Annotated in this window: 19 protein-coding genes; 12 read left to right on the top strand and 7 right to left on the bottom strand. The window is 62.7% G+C overall.

The annotated features are described in order from the left end of the window. Positions 1–95 precede the first annotated feature (95 nt). Complete coding sequence (locus BV82_RS24765; RefSeq protein WP_036995036.1) at positions 96–2,273, bottom strand: malate synthase G; 2,178 nt, start codon at positions 2,271–2,273, stop codon at positions 96–98. 435 nt (positions 2,274–2,708) lie between these two features. On the opposite strand from BV82_RS24765, the gene BV82_RS24760 reads away from it, so the two are divergent. Beyond that, complete coding sequence (locus BV82_RS24760) at positions 2,709–3,227, top strand: glycine cleavage system transcriptional repressor (RefSeq protein ID WP_010221398.1); 519 nt, start codon at positions 2,709–2,711, stop codon at positions 3,225–3,227. A 98-nt stretch (positions 3,228–3,325) separates the two neighbouring features. On the opposite strand, the gene rarD is transcribed toward BV82_RS24760, so the two are convergent. The 5 genes from rarD to BV82_RS24735 form a co-directional block, all read right to left on the bottom strand. Further along, complete coding sequence (gene rarD / locus BV82_RS24755; RefSeq protein ID WP_010221399.1) at positions 3,326–4,213, bottom strand: EamA family transporter RarD; 888 nt, start codon at positions 4,211–4,213, stop codon at positions 3,326–3,328. A gap of 65 nt (positions 4,214–4,278) precedes the next feature. Then, positions 4,279–5,253: a serine/threonine protein kinase gene (locus tag BV82_RS24750; protein ID WP_010221400.1), complete on the bottom strand. Its 975-nt coding sequence runs from the start codon at positions 5,251–5,253 to the stop codon at positions 4,279–4,281. A gap of 130 nt (positions 5,254–5,383) precedes the next feature. Then, on the bottom strand, positions 5,384–7,285 hold the full coding sequence (locus BV82_RS24745; RefSeq protein WP_036995037.1) for a PhoX family protein: 1,902 nt from the start codon (positions 7,283–7,285) through the stop codon (positions 5,384–5,386). 63 nt (positions 7,286–7,348) lie between these two features. Beyond that, positions 7,349–8,113, bottom strand: coding sequence for a TOBE domain-containing protein (locus tag BV82_RS24740; RefSeq protein ID WP_010221402.1), 765 nt, complete (start codon positions 8,111–8,113; stop codon positions 7,349–7,351). 59 nt (positions 8,114–8,172) lie between these two features. Further along, entirely contained in the window at positions 8,173–8,910 is a 738-nt protein-coding gene (locus tag BV82_RS24735) for a ComF family protein (RefSeq protein ID WP_036995038.1), read from the bottom strand. A 90-nt stretch (positions 8,911–9,000) separates the two neighbouring features. Between BV82_RS24735 and bioB the strand changes: the two genes are divergently transcribed. The 9 genes from bioB (at position 9,001) to BV82_RS24690 (ending at position 19,289) form a co-directional block, all read left to right on the top strand. After that, positions 9,001–10,059 (top strand): biotin synthase BioB, encoded by a 1,059-nt coding sequence (gene bioB / locus BV82_RS24730; protein ID WP_010221404.1) that lies wholly within the window; start codon positions 9,001–9,003, stop codon positions 10,057–10,059. Positions 10,060–10,066: 7 nt separating this feature from the next. Beyond that, entirely contained in the window at positions 10,067–11,239 is a 1,173-nt protein-coding gene (gene bioF, locus BV82_RS24725; RefSeq protein WP_010221405.1) for an 8-amino-7-oxononanoate synthase, read from the top strand. Then, entirely contained in the window at positions 11,232–11,963 is a 732-nt protein-coding gene (locus tag BV82_RS24720; protein WP_036995039.1) for an alpha/beta fold hydrolase, read from the top strand. Before bioF ends, BV82_RS24720 begins: the two co-directional genes overlap by 8 nt. Continuing rightward, positions 11,956–12,780 (top strand): malonyl-ACP O-methyltransferase BioC, encoded by an 825-nt coding sequence (gene bioC / locus BV82_RS24715; RefSeq protein ID WP_036995040.1) that lies wholly within the window; start codon positions 11,956–11,958, stop codon positions 12,778–12,780. The genes BV82_RS24720 and bioC overlap by 8 nt, the downstream gene beginning before the upstream one ends. Before the next feature lies 1 nt (position 12,781). Then, on the top strand, positions 12,782–13,462 hold the full coding sequence (gene bioD, locus BV82_RS24710; RefSeq protein WP_010221409.1) for a dethiobiotin synthase: 681 nt from the start codon (positions 12,782–12,784) through the stop codon (positions 13,460–13,462). A 107-nt stretch (positions 13,463–13,569) separates the two neighbouring features. After that, entirely contained in the window at positions 13,570–13,866 is a 297-nt protein-coding gene (locus BV82_RS24705; protein WP_036995041.1) for a hypothetical protein, read from the top strand. A gap of 269 nt (positions 13,867–14,135) precedes the next feature. After that, positions 14,136–15,941 (top strand): phenylacyl-CoA dehydrogenase, encoded by a 1,806-nt coding sequence (locus tag BV82_RS24700; RefSeq protein ID WP_010221411.1) that lies wholly within the window; start codon positions 14,136–14,138, stop codon positions 15,939–15,941. A 163-nt stretch (positions 15,942–16,104) separates the two neighbouring features. After that, positions 16,105–17,388 carry a GGDEF domain-containing protein gene (locus BV82_RS24695; protein ID WP_026001207.1) on the top strand — a complete coding sequence of 428 codons (1,284 nt, stop codon included), beginning with the start codon at positions 16,105–16,107 and terminating at the stop codon, positions 17,386–17,388. A 122-nt stretch (positions 17,389–17,510) separates the two neighbouring features. After that, positions 17,511–19,289, top strand: a complete 1,779-nt coding sequence (locus tag BV82_RS24690; RefSeq protein ID WP_010221413.1) for an acyl-CoA dehydrogenase C-terminal domain-containing protein — start codon at positions 17,511–17,513, stop codon at positions 19,287–19,289. Between the two features lie 229 nt (positions 19,290–19,518). Here BV82_RS24690 and BV82_RS24685 read toward each other — a convergent pair whose 3' ends face one another. Beyond that, positions 19,519–20,442: a LysR family transcriptional regulator gene (locus tag BV82_RS24685; RefSeq protein WP_010221414.1), complete on the bottom strand. Its 924-nt coding sequence runs from the start codon at positions 20,440–20,442 to the stop codon at positions 19,519–19,521. Between the two features lie 102 nt (positions 20,443–20,544). Between BV82_RS24685 and BV82_RS24680 the strand changes: the two genes are divergently transcribed. After that, positions 20,545–21,243 carry an MOSC domain-containing protein gene (locus BV82_RS24680; protein ID WP_026001208.1) on the top strand — a complete coding sequence of 233 codons (699 nt, stop codon included), beginning with the start codon at positions 20,545–20,547 and terminating at the stop codon, positions 21,241–21,243. Continuing rightward, on the top strand, positions 21,240–22,520 hold the full coding sequence (locus tag BV82_RS24675) for an aspartate aminotransferase family protein (protein ID WP_010221416.1): 1,281 nt from the start codon (positions 21,240–21,242) through the stop codon (positions 22,518–22,520). Before BV82_RS24680 ends, BV82_RS24675 begins: the two co-directional genes overlap by 4 nt. Positions 22,521–22,615: the final 95 nt, after the last annotated feature.

The raw sequence follows: 22,615 nt of genomic DNA, 5'->3' as shown, positions 1-22,615 counted from the left end.
TTATCGCTGGCAAGCCAGCTCCCACAGGGACTGCATTCACCGACCTGTGGGAGCTGGCTTGCCAGAGATGGGGCTGCAAAGCAGCCCCGAGGATGTTACAGACCGTTCTTGGCCTTGAACTCACGACGACGACGATGCAGTACCGGCTCGGTATAACCGTTCGGTTGCTTGGTGCCTTCGACGACCAGTTCGACTGCCGCCTGGAAGGCGATGTTGTTGTCGAAGTCCGGTGCCAGCGGGCGGTACAGCGGGTCGTTGGCGTTCTGCTTGTCGACCACCGGCGCCATGCGCTTGAGGCTTTCAAGGATCTGCGCTTCAGTCACCACGCCATGACGCAGCCAGTTGGCCAGCAACTGCGCGGAAATCCGCAGGGTGGCGCGGTCTTCCATCAGGCCGACATCGTTGATGTCCGGCACTTTCGAGCAGCCCACACCCTGGTCGATCCAGCGCACCACATAGCCGAGGATGCCCTGGGCATTGTTGTCCAGCTCGTTGCGCTTTTCTTCGTCCGACCAGTTGGTGTCGGTCGCCAGCGGGATGGTCAGGATGTCATCGACCGAAGCCGGTGCGCGCTTGGCCAGTTCCGCCTGGCGGGCGAATACGTCAACCTTGTGATAGTGCAGGGCGTGCAGGGCCGCGGCGGTCGGCGACGGCACCCAGGCGGTGTTGGCACCGGCCAGTGGGTGGGCGATCTTCTGCTCGAGCATGTCGGCCATCAGGTCCGGCATGGCCCACATGCCTTTACCGATCTGGGCGCGGCCTTGCAGGCCGGTGGCCAGGCCGATGTCGACGTTGGAGTTCTCGTAGGCGCCGATCCACTTCTGGGTCTTCATGGCGCCCTTGCGCACGACGGCGCCGGCTTCCATGGAGGTGTGGATCTCGTCACCGGTACGGTCGAGGAAGCCGGTGTTGATGAACACCACGCGCTCGCTGGCAGCTTTGATACAGGCCTTGAGGTTGACCGTGGTGCGGCGCTCCTCATCCATGATGCCGACCTTCAGGGTGTTGCGCTTGAGGCCCAGGGCATCTTCGATACGGCCGAACAGCTCGTTGGTGAACGCGGCTTCTTCCGGGCCATGCATCTTCGGTTTGACGATGTACATGGAGCCGGTGCGGCTGTTCTTGCGGCTGGTGTTGCCGTTGAGGTTGTGGATCGAGGCCAGGCTGGTGACCAGGCCATCGAGGATACCTTCCGGCACTTCGTTGCCGTCTTTGTCGAGAATGGCATCGATGGTCATCAGGTGACCGACGTTACGCACGAACAGCAGCGAACGGCCGTGCAGGCTGAGCGAACCACCGTTTGGCGCGGTGTATTCGCGGTCCGGGTTCATGGTCCGGGTGAAGGTCTGGCCCGCTTTGCTGACGCTTTCAGCCAGGTCACCTTTCATCAGGCCCAGCCAGTTGCGGTAGATCACCACTTTGTCGTCGGCGTCGACGGCGGCGACCGAGTCTTCGCAGTCCATGATGGTGGTCAGGGCGGCTTCCATCAGCACGTCCTTGACGCCGGCGGCGTCGGTCTGGCCGACCGGGGTGCTGGCGTCGATCTGGATCTCGAAGTGCAGGCCGTTGTGCTTGAGCAGGATCGCGGTCGGCGCCGAGGCGTCGCCCTGGTAACCGATCAACTGCGCATCATCGCGCAGGCCGCTGTTGCTGCCACCCTTGAGGGCGACAACCAACTTGGCGCCTTCAATGCGGTAAGCCGTGGAGTCGACATGGGAGCCGGCGGCCAATGGCGCCGATTCGTCGAGGAAGGCGCGGGCGAAGGCAATCACCTTGTCGCCGCGAACCTTGTTGTAGCCTTTGCCTTTTTCCGCGCCGCCGGCTTCGCTGATGGCGTCAGTGCCATACAGCGCGTCGTACAGCGAACCCCAGCGGGCGTTGGAGGCGTTCAGGGCGAAGCGCGCATTCATCACCGGCACGACCAGCTGCGGGCCGGCCATGCGGGCGATTTCGTCATCGACGTTCTGGGTCGAGGCCTGGAAGTCTGCAGCTTCTGGCAGCAGGTAACCGATGTCCTGAAGGAAGGCCTTGTAAGCCACGGCATCGTGAGCCTGGCCTTTGCGCGCCTGATGCCAGGCGTCGATCTGCGCCTGCAATGCGTCACGTTTGGCCAGCAGTGCTTTGTTCTTTGGAGCGAGGTCGTTGATGATCTTTTCCGCACCCCCCCAGAATTGCTCGGCGCTGACGCCGGTTCCGGGAATGGCTTCGTTGTTCACGAAGTCGAACAGGACTTTGGCGACCTGAAGGCCACCGACTTGAACGTGTTCAGTCATTGCTTGCCTCACTCTGCTCAGCTATTCAGCTCTTCTATTTAAGCCTTGCGCGCTTCTCTAAACACGGCACCAGAACATGCCCTCGCGGGCGGCTGGGTGCGGCCTGCCAGACAGGCTGGCGGGCGTTGGCGTATTTTCACAGGCGCCTTGGCAGACATCGATCCAACGTTTTGTAGTCCGCGCTGCGGCATACTACATGATGCGCTGCGGTTGTGAAAATTAGACTAAATACGTCGTTCTGCGACCAATTGGTCGCATGGGGTCACGCTGGGAGTCGGTATGTTCTCAAAAAACCGGCAGATTGTTCCAGATAAATCTTGAAACAGTACACGATTAGTCATTCGAAGCTCCTGCGGCAGGTTGCCGCGCCTTGCCTATACTTTCTCCGCGCCCTTTGATTTCAGGGGCTGAACGTTAAATGCAGAGGGTTGCCGCGTGGATCATCTCGTATTGACAGTGATCGCCCCCGACAAGGCCGGGCAGGTCGAGCGTATCGCTGAATGCATTGCCGAGCATAACGGTAACTGGTTGGAGAGCCGCATGTCGCGGATGGCCGGGCAATTTGCCGGCATTCTCAAGGTCGCGGTACCGGCCGAGTCCTACGATGAACTGGTCGAGGCGCTACAGGCCTTGGGCAAGCACGATATTCGTGTCTTGATTGCCGAAAGCGGTATCGAGCCGTCCTGCACCTGGAAGCCGATCGCCATGGAGCTGGTGGGCAATGACCGCCCCGGTATTGTCCGCGACATCACCCGGCTGCTGGCCGATCAGGGCGTCAACGTCGAGCGCCTGACCACCGAGGTGCGCCCGGCGCCGATGAGCAGCGAGCCGCTGTTCCATGCCGATGCCTTGCTGGCGGTGCCACTGACGCTGTCGCTGGATGTCCTGCAGCACAAACTGGAAGCGCTGGCCGACGACCTGATGGTGGAATTGAACCTGCGCCCTGAGGATTAGTTATCCCGGTTTATCGGGGATGCGCCTGTGGATAACCTTGGGAGATGTCGCTACAGGCCACAAATTGCGTGGCCTGCAGCGCTTCGTAAATTTTTTGATCAGCTGCGCCGGCGCAGGCTCAACCAGGCATCCACGCTATACAGCGCCAGGCCTGCCCAGATGAACATGAAGGCCACCAGGGTGCTGCTCGACAGGTGCTCGTCAAACAGCCACACCGCCTGCAGCAGTACCAGGGTGGGGGCCAGGTACTGCAAGAAGCCCAGGGTGGTGTAGGGCAGGTGCCGCGCGGCGGCGTTGAAACACACCAGGGGTACCAGCGTGACTGGCCCTGCGGCTATCAGCCAGAGCGCTTCGCTGCTGGTATAGAAGCTTGCCTGGGCACTGTGCGCCATGGGGTTGAGCAGCATCCAGCCGATGGCCAGCGGCACCAGCATCCAGGTCTCGACCACCAGCCCGGGCAGGGCGGCTACCGGCGCCTGCTTGCGGATCAGGCCGTAGAAGCCAAAGCTCAGTGCCAGCACCAATGACACCCAGGGCAGGCTGCCCACTTGCCAGACCTGCTGGGCCACCCCGAGCGCGGCCAGGCCCACGGCAATCCACTGCAGGCGGCGCAAACGCTCCCCGAGCAGGAGCATGCCGAGCAGCACGTTGACCAGCGGGTTGATGTAGTAGCCCAGGCTGGCTTCGAGCATGCGCCCGTTGTTCACCGACCACACGTAGGTCAGCCAGTTGCCGGCGATCAGCGAGCCGCTCAAGGCCAGGATCGCCAGGCGTTTGGGGTTTTCGCGCAGTTCGCGCAGCCAGCCCGGATGCTTCCAGACCAGCAGCAGCAACGAGCCGAACAACGCCGACCAGAGCACCCGGTGGACGATGATTTCCACTGCGGGGACGCTTTGCAGCGCTTTGAAGTAGAGCGGGAACAAGCCCCAGATGATGTAGGCGCTCAGGCCCAGGATGTACCCGCGGCGCGGGTTGGCGGCGTGCATGCAGATTCCTTGCTTAGGCAGCTATCTAAAAGCAGGGGGCTATTGTAGACAGACTCACGCGCGCTTCAGAACAATTTCAGCGGTTCTTCATCCAGCGCGGCGATCTGCTCGCGCAGGGCGAGGATCTGGTCGCCCCAGTAACGCTCCTGGCCGAACCAGGGGAAGCTGCGCGGGAACGCCGGATCGTCCCAGCGCCGGGCCAGCCAGGCGCTGTAGTGCAACAGGCGCAGGGCACGCAAAGGTTCGATCAGGGCCAGTTCGCGCGGGTCGAAATCGTGGAACTCGTTGTAGCCATCCATCAGCTCGGCCAACTGGCCCAGGCGTTCGTGGCGCTCGCCGGCGAGCATCATCCACAGATCCTGTACCGCCGGGCCCATGCGGCAGTCATCGAGGTCGACGATGTGAAACACCTCGTCGCGACACATCATGTTGCCCGGGTGGCAGTCGCCGTGCAGGCGAATGACCTGGTGCGGGGTGCTGGCGTAAATCGCCTCGACCCGCTTGAGCAGGTCGCGGGCCACCGACTCGAAGGCCGGCAGCAGGCTTTTGGGGATGAAGTTGCCTTCGAGCAGGGTATTGAGCGAGGCGTGGCCGAAGTTATCCACGGCCAGTGCTTCGCGATGCTCGAACGGGCGGGTGGCGCCGACCCCATGCAGACGACCGAGCAGCTGCCCGAGGCGATACAGTTGATCGAGGTTGCCTGGCTCCGGCGCCCGGCCGCCACGGCGCGGGAACAGGGTGAAGCGAAAGCCGCTGTGTTCGAACAGGGTCTTGCCGTTGTGGATAAGTGGCGCCACCACCGGCACTTCGCACTCGGCCAGTTCAGCGGTAAAGCTGTGTTCTTCGAGGATCGCCGCGTCGCTCCAGCGGTCCGGGCGGTAGAACTTGGCGATCAGTGGTTCAGCCCCTTCGATGCCCACCTGGTAGACCCGGTTCTCGTAGCTGTTGAGTGCCAGTACCCGGGCGTCGCTGAGAAAACCGATGCTTTCCACGGCGTCCAGGACCAGATCGGGGGTGAGTGTTTCAAAGGGGTGGGACATGCTCGCTCCTGCTGTGCGGCAGGTCGCCGCAAGGTACCTGCATGGTATCGCACATCGGCTTCCACGGCGGATCTGTGTTGTGGGAGCTGGCCTTGCCAGCGATGGGCTGCACAGCAGCCCCGCGCCAGACTCATGCGCCAACGATCCCGCCATCCTCCCTGCTGATCGCCATCACTGACGACCGTGGCTTGCCATTGGGCAGGTGCTCGGGAAAGGTCGAACCACCGGTTTCCCCCGGGTGCTGGATACCCACGAACAAGGTGCGCTGATCCGGGGCAAAAGCGATACCCGTCACCTCGCACGCCACCGGGCCGACCATGAAGCGGCGGATTTCCCCAGTGACCGGGTCGGCGCAAAGCATCTGGTTGTTGCCCATGCCGGCAAAATCGCCGCTGTTGCTGTAGTCGCCGTCAGTCAGGATCCACAAGCGGCCCTCAGCATCGAAACCCAGGCCATCCGGGCTATTGAACATGTTCTGCGGGGTGATGTTGGCAGAGCCTGCCTTGGCCTCACCGGCATGCACCGATGGATTACCGGCCACCACAAACAGGTCCCAGTCGAAGTTCATCGCACCATGGTCATCGGCGTTTTCACGCCAGCGCAGAATCTGCCCATAGAGATTTTTTTCGCGCGGGTTGGGGCCGCCGACCGGCTGGCCTTCTTCTCCGCGTTTGACGTTGTTGGTCAGGGTGCAATACACCTGGCCGTCCTTGGGGCTGACCACGATCCATTCCGGGCGGTCCATACGCGTGGCCTTGAGATGGCTGGCGGCCAGGCGCGCATGAATCAGTACCTGGGCCTGGCTGGCAAAACCGTTGGCGGCGTTGAGGCCGTTCTTGCCATGGGTCAGCTCCAGCCACTGGTCCTTGCCGCGCGGATGATCAAGGTTATGGTCGCCATCGTCGAAGCGCGCCACGTACAAGGTGCCGTGGTCCAGCAGGTTACGGTTGGCGTTGGCATTCTTGTGGTCGATGCGGTCGCGGCTGATGAACTTGTAAATGAACTCGCCACGCTCGTCGTCGCCCATGTACACCACGGCGCGGCCATCGCGGGTCTCGGCCAGGGCGGCATTCTCGTGCTTGAAACGGCCCAGGGCGGTGCGCTTGACCGGGGTCGACTGCGGGTTGAACGGATCGATTTCCACCACCCAGCCATGACGGTTCAGTTCGTTGGGGTTCTTCGCCAGGTCGAAACGTGGGTCGTGCTGATGCCAGTCGACCTCCTTGCCTGTGACCGAGGCACCGTAGCGCTTTTGGGCGGCATCGAAGGCCTGGGCCGGATCACTGCTGCCGAAGCAGTCGGTGAAGTTCTCTTCGCAGGTCAGGTAGGTGCCCCACGGCGTTTTGCCATTGGCGCAGTTCTGGAAGGTGCCCAGTGCCTTGCGCCCGCTGTTGTCGGTCGCGGTTCTAAGCAGGGCATCGCCGGCGGCCGGGCCGCTGATGCTGATTGGCGTGTTGCCATGGATGCGCCGGTTGTAGGGCGAATCCTGGACGAATTGCCACTGGCCATCGCGGCGCTGCACTTCGATCACCGACACCCCTTCGGCGGCCTGGGCTTTGTGCACTTCTTCAGCAGAGGCCGGTTTGCCGCCGTGGCTGAACAGGTATCGGTAGTTGGTGTATTCGTTGTTGATCGCCATCAGCGCGCGGTTGGCGTCGCCGGGGAAGGGGAACAGGCTCATGCCGTCATTGTGGTCGCCGAACTGCAGTTCCTGGGCCTGGGCGCTGCCGTTGCCGGAAGGATCGAAGGCCGGGGCGCCGGCATGCAGTGGCTGGCCCCAGCTGATCAATACCGAGGCTTTGTAACCAGGCGGCAGGCTGATGCTGTCGGCGGTGGCGGCGGGGATGCTGGCAAAGCCCAGCAGGCTGCTGTTGCCAGCGCTGACGCTGGCTGCCAGTACGCTGCGGCTGAGCAAATTGCCGCCGAGAAACAGCGCTGCGCCGCACAGCGCGCCGGCGCCGATGAAGCGGCGGCGGCTGAGGCTGGTCAGCTGTTCGAGGTCGGTTGGCTGATGTTCTTCTAGTAGGTGCATGACAGGCTTCCTGCGGGTTTGGCAGTCACCTTAGTCAGGGTCCATGACATTTTTGTGGCAGTTTTACAGCGGCGTTCCAAGAAGCACGTAAGAAGGCTGAAATTGCACCTGCAGGTCACTGCCGACAATGACCTGATGGTCTTGTAGCCAGTGTGCGTCGGCGAAAGCACACAGGGTTTGCCCGCTGGCCAGGAGCAGGCGCACTTCGGTCGGACCCTCGGTGTCTGCAAGCAACGCATCGACCTTGACCGGCAAGCAGTTGTAGCCCTCGGCTGGCTGTTGATCGAGGCCCAGCAGTTCGAGCCAGCCCGCCTTGATCAGCGCCACTACTGCGGTACCCGGGCTCAGTTCAAGGCGTCCGGTACTGTCGTGGGTGATCTGGGCATCGATGCGCAGCTCGCCCGCCAGGGTCAGGCTGATGCGGTCATAGCGGCCCTGGGCCTCGATCGAGCTGATACGCCCGTGCAGCTGGTTGCGCGCGCTGGTGCGCAGCATCAGGCGGCCGAGCAGGTCGAGATCGCTAGCGTCTTCGGCCGCTTCAAGGATCTGCGCCTGCAGGGCCTGCAAGCGCTGGTACAGGCGCAGCACCCGCTGGCCCTCGGCAGACAGTTTCGCCCCACCGCCGCCGCGCCCACCAACACTGCGTTCCACCAGTGGGCTGGCGGCCAGGTTGTTGAGTTCGTCGATGGCATCCCAGGCCGCCTTGTAACTCATGCCGGCGCTTTTCGCCGCACGGGTGATCGAGCCTTGTTCGGCAATGTGTTGCAGCAAGGCAATACGCTGCGGGCGGCGGACGATGTGCTGGGTGAGCAGGGCAGGCAGGGACATAAGCGGTAACGGGCACCAGTGGGGAATCAGCCCGAAAGTGCCCGCACCCCGCGCTCAAGTCAAGCGCTGCCGGGCTTGGCGGTGCGCGCCAGGCAGTAGACATCGACCCGTCGGGCGCCGACCTTGAGCAACAGGCTGGCCAACGCCTGGGCGGTGGCACCAGTGGTCAGTACATCATCCACCAGCGCGACATGACGCCCGGCAATCATCGGGCGGTGGTGCACGGCAAAGGCCTGGCGCAGGTTGCGTTTGCGTGCCTGGGCCTTGAGACCTTGCTGGGCTGGGGTATCGAGGGTGCGGGTGAGCACCTGTTCGCTGCAGCGAATGCCCAGTTGTTGTGCCAACCAGTTAGCCAGCATCCCCGCCTGATTGTAGCCGCGCTGACGCAATCGCCGCCTTGACAGCGGTACCGGCAGCAACACAGCCGGGCGCGGTAGCCCTTCGTCAAAGCGGTGGCTCAACCAGCGCCCGAGCAGTTGCGCGAGCAAGCGGCCCAGCGGCCACTGGCTATTGTGCTTGAAGCGGGTAACCAGCGCATCGACCGGGAAGCCGTAGTACCAGGGCGCCTCGACCCGATAGAAGGCCGGCGGGCGCCGGCTGCACTGGCCGCAGACCAGGCCGTGCATGGGCAGCGGCAGGGCACAGACCTGGCAATGCTCGCCCAGCCAGGGCAGTTCGCTCTCGCAGGCGATGCACAGTGGGTAGGGCTGCTCGGCCGCTTCATTGCAAAGCAAGCAGGTCTGGTTATTAAGTAGACAGTTGTAAACCAGTGTTTTGACTTGTGGTTGACAGTGCATCAGCCTTCCTTAACTATGCGAGCTATCCGTGATGCGCTGGCGGGGTTTTTCTGTGCCGGCGCCTGTACAAGCCTAAACAAGGAATCGCCGATGAGCGCCAGCACAACTGCAACAACACGTCACGACTGGTCCCTGGCCGAGGTCAAAGCCCTGTTCCAGCAACCGTTCAATGACTTGCTGTTCCAGGCGCAAACCGTGCACCGCGCGCATTTCGACGCCAACCGCGTACAGGTCTCGACGCTGCTGTCGATCAAGACCGGCGCCTGCCCGGAAGATTGCAAATATTGTCCGCAGTCCGGCCACTACAACACCGGGCTGGAAAAACAGAAGCTGATGGAAGTGCAGAAGGTCCTCGAAGAGGCAGCCCGGGCCAAAGCCATCGGCTCGACGCGCTTTTGCATGGGCGCCGCCTGGAAGCATCCGTCGGCCAAGGACATGCCTTACGTGTTGCAGATGGTCAAAGGGGTCAAGGCCATGGGCCTGGAAACCTGCATGACCCTCGGCAAGCTCGACCTGGAGCAAACCCAGGCGCTGGCCGAGGCCGGGCTTGACTACTACAACCACAACCTCGACACCTCGCCGGAGTTCTACGGCAGTATCATCACCACCCGCACCTACAGCGATCGCCTGCAGACCCTGGCTTACGTGCGCGATGCCGGGATGAAGATCTGCTCGGGCGGCATCCTCGGCATGGGCGAGTCGCTGGACGACCGCGCCGGCTTGCTGATCCAGCTCGCCAACCTGCCGGAACACCCGGAGTCGGTGCCGATCAACATGCTGGTGAAGGTCGCCGGCACGCCGCTGGAGAACGCCGAAGAAGTTGACCCGTTCGACTTCATCCGCATGCTCGCCGTGGCCCGGATTCTTATGCCCAAGTCCCACGTGCGGTTGTCCGCTGGCCGTGAAGCGATGAATGAACAGATGCAGGCCCTGGCCTTCTTCGCCGGCGCCAACTCGATCTTCTACGGCGAGAAACTGCTGACCACCGCCAACCCGCAAGCCGACAAGGACATGCAGCTGTTCGCGCGCCTGGGTATCCAGCCGGAAGCCCGTGAAGAACACGCCGACGAAGTCCATCAGGCGGCCATCGAGCAGGCGCTGGTGGAGCAGAAGAGCAGCGAGCTGTTCTACAACGCCGCCTCGGCCTGAGGCAGCCATGGCTTTTGATCTTCGCGCGCGGCTGGAGCAACGCCGCGCCGCTGACCTGTACCGTCGGCGCCCGCTGCTGGAAAGCCCGCAGGGCCCGGAAGTGGTGGTCGATGGCCAGCCGTTGTTGGCGTTTTGCAGCAACGACTACCTGGGCCTGGCCAATCATCCGCAAGTGATCGCAGCCTGGCGCGCCGGTGCCGAGCGCTGGGGTGTCGGCGGCGGTGCTTCGCACCTGGTGATCGGCCACAGCAGCCCCCATCACGCGGTGGAAGAGGCCTTGGCCGAATTGACCGGGCGGCCGCGGGCGCTGCTGTTTTCCACCGGCTACATGGCCAACCTGGGTGCATTGACGGCGCTGGTCGGGCAGGGCGACACGGTGCTGCAGGACCGTCTCAACCATGCCTCGCTGCTTGATGCCGGCCTGCTCAGCGGTGCGCGTTTCAATCGCTACCTGCACAACGATGCCGAAAGCCTCGCCAACCGCCTGGACAAGGCCGTCGGCAACACCCTGGTGGTGACCGACGGGGTGTTCAGCATGGACGGTGATCTGGCCGATTTGCCTGCCCTGGCTGCGGTGGCCAATGCCCGCGACGCCTGGCTGATGGTCGACGATGCCCATGGCCTGGGCACCCTGGGGCGCAATGGCGGCGGTATCGTCGAGCATTTCGGCCTGAGCCTTGAGCAGGTGCCGGTGCTGATTGGCACCTTGGGCAAAGCCTGCGGCACCGCGGGTGCATTTGTCGCCGGCAGCGATGAGCTGATCGAGTGCCTGATCCAGTTCGCCCGGCCCTACATCTATACCACCAGCCAGCCTCCGGCCCTGGCGTGCGCCACCCTGCGCAGCCTGGAACTGCTGCGCGGCGAGCATTGGCGTCGCGAGCACCTGGCGGCGTTGATTCAGCAGTTTCGTAGCGGCGCCGAGCAGATCGGCCTGCAACTGATGGACAGCTTCACGCCGATCCAGCCGATCCTGATCGGCGACAGCACGCGGGCCTTGCGCCTGTCGCAGATGCTTCGCGAGCGTGGCTTGCTGGTCACCGCGATCCGCCCGCCGACCGTGCCTGCCGGCAGCGCCCGCTTGCGTGTGACCTTGAGCGCGGCACACAGCCCGGCGCAGGTGCAGCTATTGTTGAATGCATTGGCTGACTGTTATCCGCTGCTGGAGCCTGCTGATGCGTAACCATCTGATCCTGTTGCCGGGCTGGGGCCTGGGCAGTTCTGCCTTGCAGCCCTTGGTGGCGACCTTGCGGGCCATCGACCCTGGCTTGCGGGTCGAAATCCAGGCCTTGCCCAGCCTGGTGTCCAGCAACCCCGAGGACTGGCTCGACAAACTCGATCGGCAGTTGCCGCGCAATGCCTGGCTGGGCGGCTGGTCGCTGGGTGGCATGCTCGCCGCCGAACTGGCCGCACGGCGCGGCGATGACTGCCATGGGTTGATCACCCTGGGCAGCAACCTCAGTTTTGTCAGCCGCCCGGACTGGCCGCATGGCATGGCGGTGGATACCTTCCAGACCTTCCTCGAAGGTTGCCGCTATCACACCCAGGTCACCCTCAAACGCTTCGTTTCGTTGTGCAGCCAGGGCGCCGAAGACCCGCGCAGCCTGGCCCGCCTGCTCAGCGCGGGGATGCCGGCCCCGGCTCCGGAAGTGTTGGTGGCGGGGCTCGAAGTCCTTGGCCAGCTCGATACCCGCGCCGCGCTGCAGCGCTATGGCGGTCCGCAATTGCACCTGTTTGCCGGGCGTGACGGGCTGGTGCCGGCGGAGGTCGCCGGCGAACTGCTGGAGATACTGCCCGACGTGGAAGTCGGGCTGCTGGAAGACAGTGCTCATGGTTTTGTGATGGAAACACCTCATGAGTTGGCGGCAGCAATCAAGGCCTTTGTACATGAGAGTGGCGATGACTGATCTTTCCCAGCCGGGCTTGCCCGGCGGCTTGCCCGATAAACGTCAGGTCGCAGCGTCGTTCTCCCGCGCTGCCGCCAGCTACGACAGCGTCGCCGAACTGCAGCGGGCGGTGGGCGCGGCGCTGCTTGAACAGTTGCCCGCTGCATTCGAGCCGCAACGCTGGCTGGACCTGGGCAGCGGTACCGGCTACTTCAGCCGCGCCCTGAACAGCCGTTTTCCCCGGGCCGCCGGTGTGGCTGTGGATATTGCCGAAGGCATGCTCCAGCACGCGCGGGAGCAGGGCGGGGCGCACCACCATGTGGCTGGCGATGCCGAGCGCTTGCCGCTGCGAGATGCCAGCGTCGAGCTGATCTTCAGCAGCCTGGCGGTGCAATGGTGTGGCGATTTTCGCGCCGTGCTCAGCGAGGCCCGGCGTGTCCTGCAACCAGGCGGTGTATTGGCTTTTGCCAGCCTTTGCGTCGGCACCCTGCATGAGCTGCGCGAAAGCTGGCAGGCGGTCGATGGCCTGGTGCACGTCAATCGTTTTCGGCGCCTTGAGGACTATCAACGCCTGTGTGGCGAAAGCGAACTGCAGGTGCTGAGCCTGGCGGCTCGGCCCCATGTGTTGCACTACCCGGATGTGCGCAGCCTGACCCACGAGCTCAAGGCCCTCGGTGCTCACAACCTCAACCCGGGGCGCCCGGCCGGGCTGACCGGGCGGGCACGGATGCAGGGCCTGCTGCAGGCGTATGAGGGCTTCCGTCAGCCCCTGGGACTACCGGCGACCTATCAGGTGGTCTACGGTGTACTGCAAAAGCCGTCGGTAGAAGGGGAGTGAGATGAACCCGGCCTATTTCATCGCAGGGACCGACACCGACGTTGGCAAGACCACCATCGCCGCCGGCCTGCTGCATGCTGCACGCCTGGCCGGGTTGAGTACCCTGGGTGCCAAACCTGTGGCGTCTGGTTGCGAGCTCAGCAGCAAAGGCTTGCGTAATGCCGACGCCATGGCGCTGATTGCCGAAAGCTCGCTCAAGTTGCCCTATGAACAGGTCAATCCGTTCGCTTTCGAACCGGCCATTGCCCCGCACCTGGCTGCACGGGAAGCCGGCGTCGCCTTGAGCGTGCAGGCCTTGCTGACACCGATGCGCGAGGTGTTGGCCAACGGTGCCGATTTCACCCTGATCGAAGGTGCTGGTGGCTGGCGCGTGCCGCTGTCCGGCCAGGCCAATCTGTCGGACCTGGCCGTTGCCCTGAAGCTGCCGGTGATTCTGGTGGTCGGTGTGCGCCTGGGCTGCATCAACCATGCCTTGCTCACGGCCGAAGCCATTGCCCGCGATGGCCTGCAACTGGCTGGCTGGGTCGCCAACATTGTCGAGCCGCGCACCTCGCGGCTGGAAGAAAACCTCGCCAGCCTCGCCGAGCGTTTACCGGCGCCGTGCCTGGGGCGGGTGCCCAAGCTCAAGCAAGTCAGCGCGCAAGCGGTAGCGGCGTACCTGCAACTGGACCTGCTGGACTGACGCGTGTCTATCGTGTGGCACTTTGCTATTAGTGTTTTCAACGGGCCTTTTGCCGGCAAGTCTGCTTCAATAGAGGCTGTTCGCTTTCAGCGTCATGGAGTTTCGACATGGAAATCTCGGGCAACTCAGCATTCTACGCAGGGCTTGGCGCCATCCAGGCCGGGCAGAGTCGCGTCGATCAGGCTGCCAGCCAGATCGCCAACACCACCGTCGAGCGTGCCGCCACCAGCCAGTCCAGCGACTATCAGGCCGAGCGCCTGCGTGCGGTCGATCGCAGCCAGCAAATGGACCTGGCCACCAGCACCGTCGAAATGGCGCTGGGCAAGCATCAGGTCGAATTGGGTGTCAAAGTGGCCAAAGCATCGGACGAAATGCTTGGTACCCTGATCGATACCTACGCCTGACCCCCTTCGGCTCGCTCTCTGTGAGCCTTCAACTAGTCTTTATGTATCAGCGCTTTGCCCTTGCTGGCGGGCGCTCGGCTGCGCGTTTGCGAGGTGTTTTGCCAGGGCAATCGCGCAGTCTGGCATGGCCGAACTGCCCTCTGCTTGATGCTTGACAAGTTTTCGGCGTAAACGTATGTTTCAAACAACTGTTTGACCGAAAGCCGCCTAGAGCTGGTCGGTATATCGCGGTCTCCCTATCCAGGATTCATCAGCAGAGGTTCATCGCTATGCCTGATTACAAAGCCCCCTTGCGTGATATTCGCTTCGTTCGTGACGAGTTGCTCGGCTACGAAGCGCATTATCAGAGCCTGCCGGCTTGCCAGGACGCCACCCCGGACATGGTTGACGCCATCCTTGAGGAAGGCGCCAAGTTTTGTGAACAGGTACTGGCCCCGCTGAACCGTGTCGGCGACCTCGAAGGCTGCACCTGGAGCGAGTCGGGGGTCAAAACCCCGAGCGGCTTCAAGGAAGCCTACAAGCAGTTCGTCGAAGGCGGCTGGCCAAGCCTGGCCCATGACGTCGAGCACGGCGGCCAGGGCCTGCCTGAGTCGCTGGGCCTGGCGGTCAGCGAAATGGTCGGTGAGTCGAACTGGTCCTGGGGTATGTACCCTGGCCTGTCTCATGGCGCGATGAACACCATCTCCGAGCACGGCACCGCCGAGCAACAGGAGACCTACCTGACCAAGCTGGTATCCGGCGAATGGACCGGCACCATGTGCCTGACCGAGCCACACTGCGGTACCGACCTGGGCATGCTGCGCACCAAGGCCGAACCTCAGGCCGACGGCTCCTACAAAGTCACCGGCACCAAGATTTTCATCTCGGCCGGTGAGCACGACATGGCCGACAACATCGTCCACATCGTCCTGGCCCGCCTGCCCGATGCGCCGGCTGGCACCAAAGGCATTTCGCTGTTCATCGTGCCGAAGTTCCTGCCGACCGCCGAAGGCACCGTCGGTGAGCGCAACGCCGTGTCCTGTGGTTCCATCGAGCACAAGATGGGCATCCACGGCAACGCCACCTGCGTGATGAACTTCGACGCGGCTACCGGCTACCTGATCGGCCCGGCCAACAAAGGCCTGAACTGCATGTTCACCTTCATGAACACCGCTCGCCTGGGTACCGCGCTGCAAGGCCTGGCCCACGCTGAAGTGGCGTTCCAGGGCGGCCTGAAATACGCTCGCGACCGTCTGCAAATGCGCTCGCTGACGGGCCCGAAAGCGCCGGACAAAGCCGCTGACCCGATCATCGTTCACCCGGACGTACGGCGCATGCTGCTGACCATGAAGGCGTTCGCCGAAGGCAACCGCGCCATGGTCTACTTCACCGCCAAGCAGGTGGACATCGTCAAGTACAGCCAGGACGAAGAAGAGAAGAAGAAAGCCGACGCACTGCTGGCCTTCATGACGCCGATCGCCAAGGCGTTCATGACCGAAGTCGGCTTCGAAGCGGCCAACCACGGTGTGCAGATCTATGGCGGCCACGGCTTCATCGCCGAGTGGGGCATGGAGCAGAACGTTCGCGACAGCCGTATCTCGATGCTGTACGAAGGCACCACCGGCATCCAGGCGCTGGACCTGCTCGGCCGTAAAGTGCTGATGACCCAGGGCGAAGCGCTCAAGGGCTTCACCAAGATCGTGCACAAGTTCTGCCAGGGCAACGAAGGCAACGAAGCGATCAGCGAGTTCGTAGCACCGCTGGCCCAACTGAACAAAGAGTGGGGCGAGCTGACCATGAAGGTCGGTATGGCTGCGATGAAAGACCGCGAAGAAGTCGGTGCCGCTTCGGTGGACTACCTGATGTACTCCGGTTACGCCTGCCTGGCTTACTTCTGGGCCGACATGGCGCGCCTGGCTGCCGAGAAACTGGCTGCCGGCACCACTGAGGAAGCCTTCTACACCGCCAAGCTGCAGACCGCGCGCTTCTACTTCCAGCGCATCCTGCCGCGTACCCGTACCCACGTGGCAACCATGCTGTCGGGCGCCAACAACCTGATGGACATGAACGAAGAGCACTTCGGTCTCTCGTACTGATTCAACGGCTGTAACAAAAAACGCCTGCCCTTATCGGCAGGCGTTTTTTTTTGCATTTGCTCCCACCCCACCGTTCCGACCAAGTGAATTCATCTATTCATGTGTGCGGCCGATACATTAAAGGCACAATGCCATTATTGATCTGCCGGGTCGGAGATTACCCTTGTTTCGTTTATCCGCTGTACGCCTGAGCCACTTCCTGCCTTCAGCCTGTTTGCTGGTGTCAGGGCTCGCGGCCGCTTACGTGAGAGACCTCAATGTGTTCTTCACGTCGCTGTTCAATGTCCTGCCCACTCTGGTCCTGTTGCTGGGCGGCGCCTATTGCGCCGTGTACCGCCGCCAGCGTGAACTGTTTCTGATGATCACGGTGTATATCGCCTACTTCCTGCTCGATACCCAGACTGATTTCTACCGTGACAATGGCCGGGTCCGAGAAGATGCGGCAGTGGTGTTCCACCTGGTCTGCCTGCTGTTGCCGCTGATGTTTGCCCTGTATGGCGCCTGGCAGGAGCGTACGCACCTGTTCCAGGACATGGTCGCGCGCTTTGCCGTGCTGCTGGCGGTCGGCAGCGTCGCCCTGGGCCTGGAGCAGAGCTTCCCCCAGGCCCTGCTCGGTTGGCTGGCAGAGATTCGCTGGCCGTCATTACACGGCCAATGGATGAGCTTGATCCAGCTGGCCTACCCGGTGTTCTTCTGCGCGTTCATCCTGCTGGTGGTGCAGTACCTGCGCCAGCCAAGGCCCTTGCATGCGGCGCAGGTGATTGGCCTGATCGGTATCTTCTGGATGCTGCCCAAGACCTTCATCCTGCCCTTTACCCTGAACATCATGTGCAGCCAGGTGATGCTGATGATTGCCGCGGCGGTGTCCCATGAGGCTTATCAAATGGCCTTTCGCGATGAGCTGACCGGTTTGCCCGGCCGTCGCGCGCTCAACGAACGCATGCAGCGCCTGGGGCGCAATTATGTGTTGGCGATGACCGACGTCGATCACTTCAAAAAATTCAACGACACCCATGGTCACGACGTTGGCGACCAGGTGCTGCGTCTGGTGGCCAGCAAGCTTTCCAAGGTCACAGGCGGCGGCCGGGCCTATCGTTATGGTGGTGAGGAGTTTGCCGTGGTGTTCGCCGGCAAAAGCATTGAAGAGTGCATGCCGCATCTTGAGGCCGTGCGTGAGGTGATCGCCAACTACAACATCCAGTTGCGCAACCAGGACAGCCGTCCCCATGACGACCAGCAAGGGCGCCAGCGCCGTGGCGCGTCGGCGGCTTCCAGTGTGTCGGTGACTATCAGTATCGGCGTCAGTGAGCGCCTGGCCGATCATCGCTCACCCGACGAAGTGCTCAAGTCTGCCGACCAGGCTCTGTACAGCGCCAAGGGCGCCGGCCGTAACTGCGTCATGGCTTATGGCGTTCAGGCCAGGCGTGGTGCGGTACGCATGGCGTGACCGAAATAGACTATTCAGTCGCCAGATGACCCTATGTCTCGCAAAAGTTGTTCGGGTACACTGGCTGCATAACAGTGACGCGGCCCTGCAGGCCGTCCCCGACTCTAATATGAGAGGTTGCCATGGCTGACTATAAAGCGCCGCTGCGCGATATGCGCTTCGTCCTCAATGAAGTCTTCGAAGTCTCCAAGCTCTGGGCGCAGTTGCCCGGTATTGCCGAAGCGGTGGACGAAGACACCGCCCTGGCGGTGCTGGAAGAAGCCGGCAAGGTCACCAGCAAGAGCATCGCGCCGCTGAGCCGCAGTGGTGACGAAGAAGGTTGCCACTGGGATAACGGCGCGGTGAGTACCCCGGCCGGTTTCATCGAGGCTTACAAAACCTACGCCGAAGGCGGCTGGGTTGGCGTCGGTGGCGACCCTGCCTATGGCGGCATGGGCATGCCTAAAGTGATCTCGGCCCAGGTCGAGGAAATGGTCAACTCGTCCAGCCTGGCCTTTGGCCTGTACCCGATGCTGACGGCTGGTGCCTGCCTGTCGATCAATGCCCACGCCAGCGAAGCGCTGAAGGAAAAGTACCTGCCGAACATGTACGCCGGTGTCTGGGCCGGTTCCATGTGCCTGACCGAGCCTCACGCCGGCACCGACCTGGGCATCATCCGCACCAAGGCCGAGCCGCAGGCGGATGGCAGCTACAAGGTCAGCGGCACGAAGATATTCATCACCGGTGGCGAACACGATCTCACCGAGAACATCATTCACCTGGTGCTGGCCAAGCTGCCGGACGCGCCCGCCGGGCCGAAGGGCATTTCCCTGTTCCTGGTGCCGAAGTTCCTGGTCAACGCCGATGGTAGCCTGGGTGCGCGCAACCCGGCCAACTGCGGCTCGATCGAGCACAAGATGGGCATCCAGGCGTCGGCCACCTGCGTGATGAACTTCGACGATGCGGTCGGTTACCTGGTCGGCGAGCCGAACAAGGGCCTGGCGGCGATGTTCACCATGATGAACTACGAGCGCCTGGGCGTAGGTATCCAGGGCCTGGCCTCGGCCGAGCGCTCTTACCAGAACGCCATCGAGTATGCGCGCGACCGCTTGCAGAGCCGTGCGCCGACCGGCCCGCAAGCCAAGGACAAGGTCGCTGACCCGATCATCGTCCACCCGGATGTACGGCGCATGCTGTTGACCATGAAGGCTCTCAATGAAGGCGGGCGAGCGTTCTCCACGTATGTCGCGATGCAACTGGATACCGCCAAGTTCAGCGAAGACGCCGACACGCGCAAACGCGCCGAAGAGCTGGTGGCGCTGCTGACCCCGGTAGCCAAGGCATTCCTCACCGACCTGGGCCTGGAGTCGGCGGTACATGGCCAGCAAGTGTTCGGCGGCCATGGTTACATCCGTGAGTGGGGCCAGGAGCAACTGGTACGTGATGTGCGCATCACCCAGATCTACGAAGGCACCAACGGTATCCAGGCCCTCGACCTGATGGGGCGCAAGGTGGTCGGTAGCGGCGGCGCGCTGTACAAGCTGTTTGCCGACGAAATCCGTCACTTCACCGCCAGCGCCGGCAGCGACCTGGGTGAATTCGTCAAACCGCTCAATGCAGCCCTGGACAACCTCGACGACCTGACCGCCTGGGTGCTGGATCGGGCCAAAAACAACCCGAATGAAATCGGCGCGGCATCGGTGGAATACCTGCAGGCATTCGGCTATACCGCTTATGCCTACATGTGGGCGCTGATGGCCCGTACGGCCTTGGCCAAGCAAGGCGAAGACGACTTCTATGCCAGCAAGCTGGGCACCGCACGCTTCTATTTCGCCCGTTTGCTGCCGCGTATCCACTCGCTCAGCGCTTCGGTTAAAGCCGGTAGCGAGTCGCTGTACTTGCTGGATGCCGCGCAGTTTTGAGCGTGATAGTAGTTTGTAAGCATTCTCTTACATTGCGTGGTGACTTTTCGCCTCTATCGAAAGATTGGATCCACAGTTAATCTTCTTACATGGACGTAGCGCAGGAAGCGCAAAGTACAGAACACGGACACGAAGGATTCCTGCCAGGATGGTGGGGCGAAAAGGATGTCAGGGAAACAGTCTGCAAAGCCCCGCTTCGGCGGGGTTTTCTTTTGCCTGCGATTTGACCTCAGCCCAGCACATCCAGCGGCGACCCCCCGATCTGCCGCGGGTCGGCTTCTTCTTCCAGCAGATTGCGCAGCAGCTCCACCGACGCCTGCTGGCGCTGCGCATCGCGAAACACCAGGCCGATCTTCAGCGGCACTCGCGGCTCGCTCAGCGGCTTCCACAGCAGTTCCTGGTCATCTTCGACCACTTCCTTGGCGCGCCCCGGCAACACGGTTGCCAGTGAGGTATGCGCCAGGCTGTCGAGAATCCCGCCCATGTTGTTCATCTCGGCCTGCACCTGCGGCCGTCGGCCCAGGTTGGCCAGTTGCGACTGCCAGATCTGCCGCACCTGGAATTCTTCGCCGAGCAAGAGCATCGGCAGCTCGGCAGCCTGCTTCATCGAGACCTTCTTGAATTCACGCAGGGGATGGGTATTGGGGATGACCAATTGCAGTTCGTCTTCGTACAACAACAGCCCATGCAGGCCTGGCTGGCGCGGTGGCAGGTAGCTGATGCCGATGTCCAGGCTGCCATTGAGCAGGCGCCGTTCGATTTCCAGGCCCGACAGTTCGTAGATCTGTACCACCAGATGCGGCTGCGCCTTGCGCACCCGGTCGAGCAGCTGCGGTACCAGGCTTGGGCGCACGGTTTGCAGGACGCCAATGGCCAGGGTACGCAACGCCTGGCCCTTGAAGTTGCGCAGTGCCTCGCGAGCGCGCTGCAGGCCGTCGAGCAAGGGCAGGGCGTGGTTGTACAGGGTGTGCGCGGCCAGGGTCGGCAACAGGCGCTTGTTGCCGCGCTCGAACAGGCTCACATCGAGGTTTTGCTCAAGTTGGCGGATCTGCTGCGAAAGCGCCGGTTGCGACAGTGACAGGCGCTCGGCGGCCCGGCCAACGTGGCCTTCTTCATACACCGCGACGAAATAACGCAGTTGGCGAAAATCCATAAGAGTTACTTATCAAAAATGCTCGAAAAACCAAATGGCCGTTAGCCTGCAAGAAGCCTAGTCTATCCCGTATTCACAAGGTTTACAGGGCCAGAAGGCGCGATGAATACCGTGTATGTGGATGGCGTTTACATAGGCAAGGCAAAAAATCTCGGGCATGGCTTGTTGACTGATATCGATAAGCAGGAGGTTGCAAGACGGTTGTGGTTATGGCCACAGGGGCTGGGGAGCGACGAACACGGCGACCCACGCTTTCACACCGGCCCTGAACGGGCTTTGCACCATTACCCGGCCGAGCACTACGCCTGGTGGCGGCAACGTTATCCACAGATCGATTGGCGCGCCCCGGGTTTCGGCGAAAACCTCTCGACCCGCGGCCTGGATGAACACCAGGTGTGCCTGGGCGATTTGTTCCGCTGGGGCGGGGCGCTGTTGCAGGTCAGTCAGCCGCGCTCGCCGTGCTATCGCCTGAGCCATCGCTGGGGCTTGCCGAACCTGCCGCAACAGGCGCAGGACAGTGGCCGTTGTGGTTGGTTCTACCGGGTGCTCAAGCCTGGTTTCGTCAGCGCCGATGAGCCCTTTGAACTGATTCAACGTAGTTATCCGGGCTTGACCGTGGCCTGGGCACTGCGCACTTTTTACCGTGAGCCTTTGGAGCATGCAGGTTTGAAAAAGCTGGTGGATTGTCCGGCACTCTCGTCACGCTGGCGCGATATCGCGATCAAGCGTCTGCGTACCGGTCAGGTCGAAGACTGGACCGCGCGTCTGCTTGGCCTGCCGCTCGAGGGGCTGCGCGCATGAACCTGTTCAACCTGCGCCGCCCGGCTGCGGCCGTGGCCGAGCGCAAGGTCGCAGCCGTTGTGGCGCAACCTGCACAAGCCGTGTCGCGCGAATACCTGATGCCCGCCGTCGAGCGCGCGCCACAGGTGTTCGTCCGTGGCCAGGGTTCATGGCTGTGGGACAGCGAAGGCCACGCGTATCTGGATTTCACCCAGGGCTGCGCAGTCAACAGCCTCGGTCACAGCCCCAGTGTGCTGGTCAAAGCCCTGGGCAGCCAGGCGCAGGCGCTGATCAATCCGGGCGCGGGGTTTCATAACCGCGGCCTGTTGAACCTGGTCAGTCGCCTGTGCGAAAGCACCGGCAGTGATCAGGCCTACCTGCTCAACAGCGGCGCCGAAGCCTGCGAAGGAGCGATCAAGCTGGCGCGCAAATGGGGCCAACTGCACCGCAACGGCGCCTATCACATCATCACTGCCAGCCAGAGCTGTCATGGCCGCAGCCTGGGCGCGCTGTCGGCTTCCGACCCCTCGCCGTGCAACCGCTGCGAGCCGGGGTTGCCGGGCTTCAGCAAGGTGCCGTTCAACGACCTTGAGGCGCTGCATGCGGCGGTCGATTCGCGCACCGTGGCAATCATGCTCGAACCGATCCAGGGCGAAGCGGGCGTGATTCCAGCGACCCAGGCGTATCTCCAGGGTGTCGAGCGGCTGTGCCGCGAACTGGGCATCCTGCTGATTCTCGATGAAGTGCAGACCGGCGTCGGCCGCTGCGGGGCGATGCTCGCTGAACAGCTGTATGGCGTGCGCGCCGACATCCTCACTCTCGGCAAGGGCTTGGGCGGTGGTGTTCCGTTGGCGGCCCTGCTGGCTCGTGGCAGCGCCTGCTGCGCCGAGGCCGGCGAGCTGGAAGGCAGCCACCATGGCAATGCATTGATGAGTGCGGCGGGCCTGGCGGTGCTGGAGACCGTGCTGGAGCCGGGCTTCTTCGAGCATGTGCAGGATTCCGGGCGCCACCTGCGCGACGGCCTGAGCCGTCTGGCCGGTCGCTATGGCCAGGTCGAGGTGCGCGGCCAGGGGCTGCTCTGGGCTTTGCAACTGAGCGAAGACAATGCCGCCGAGCTGGTCCAGGCCGCCTTGCAGGAAGGCTTGCTACTGAATGCCCCGCAAGCCGACGTGCTGCGTTTCTCCCCGGCGCTGACAGTGAGCAAGGGCAACATCGATGAGATGCTCCTGCGCCTGGCCCGAGCCTTCGCCCGTGTCCATGCGGCGCAGCAAAACCAGCGGCGCGAGGCCACGGCCTGATCAATACACCGCGCTAACGAATTTTCCGAACCGTCTCGCGTTCCTGCGCATCGCCCCGGGCCTGTTGTTTTTGGCTTGGGGCGTTTTTTTGTCTG

The sequence above is a fragment of the Pseudomonas donghuensis genome (assembly GCF_000696345.2).
Classification (GTDB): Bacteria; Pseudomonadota; Gammaproteobacteria; order Pseudomonadales; family Pseudomonadaceae; genus Aquipseudomonas; species Aquipseudomonas donghuensis.
The sequence above is the reverse complement of the archived record's forward strand: the minus strand, read 5'-3'. Positions and strand labels throughout refer to the sequence as shown.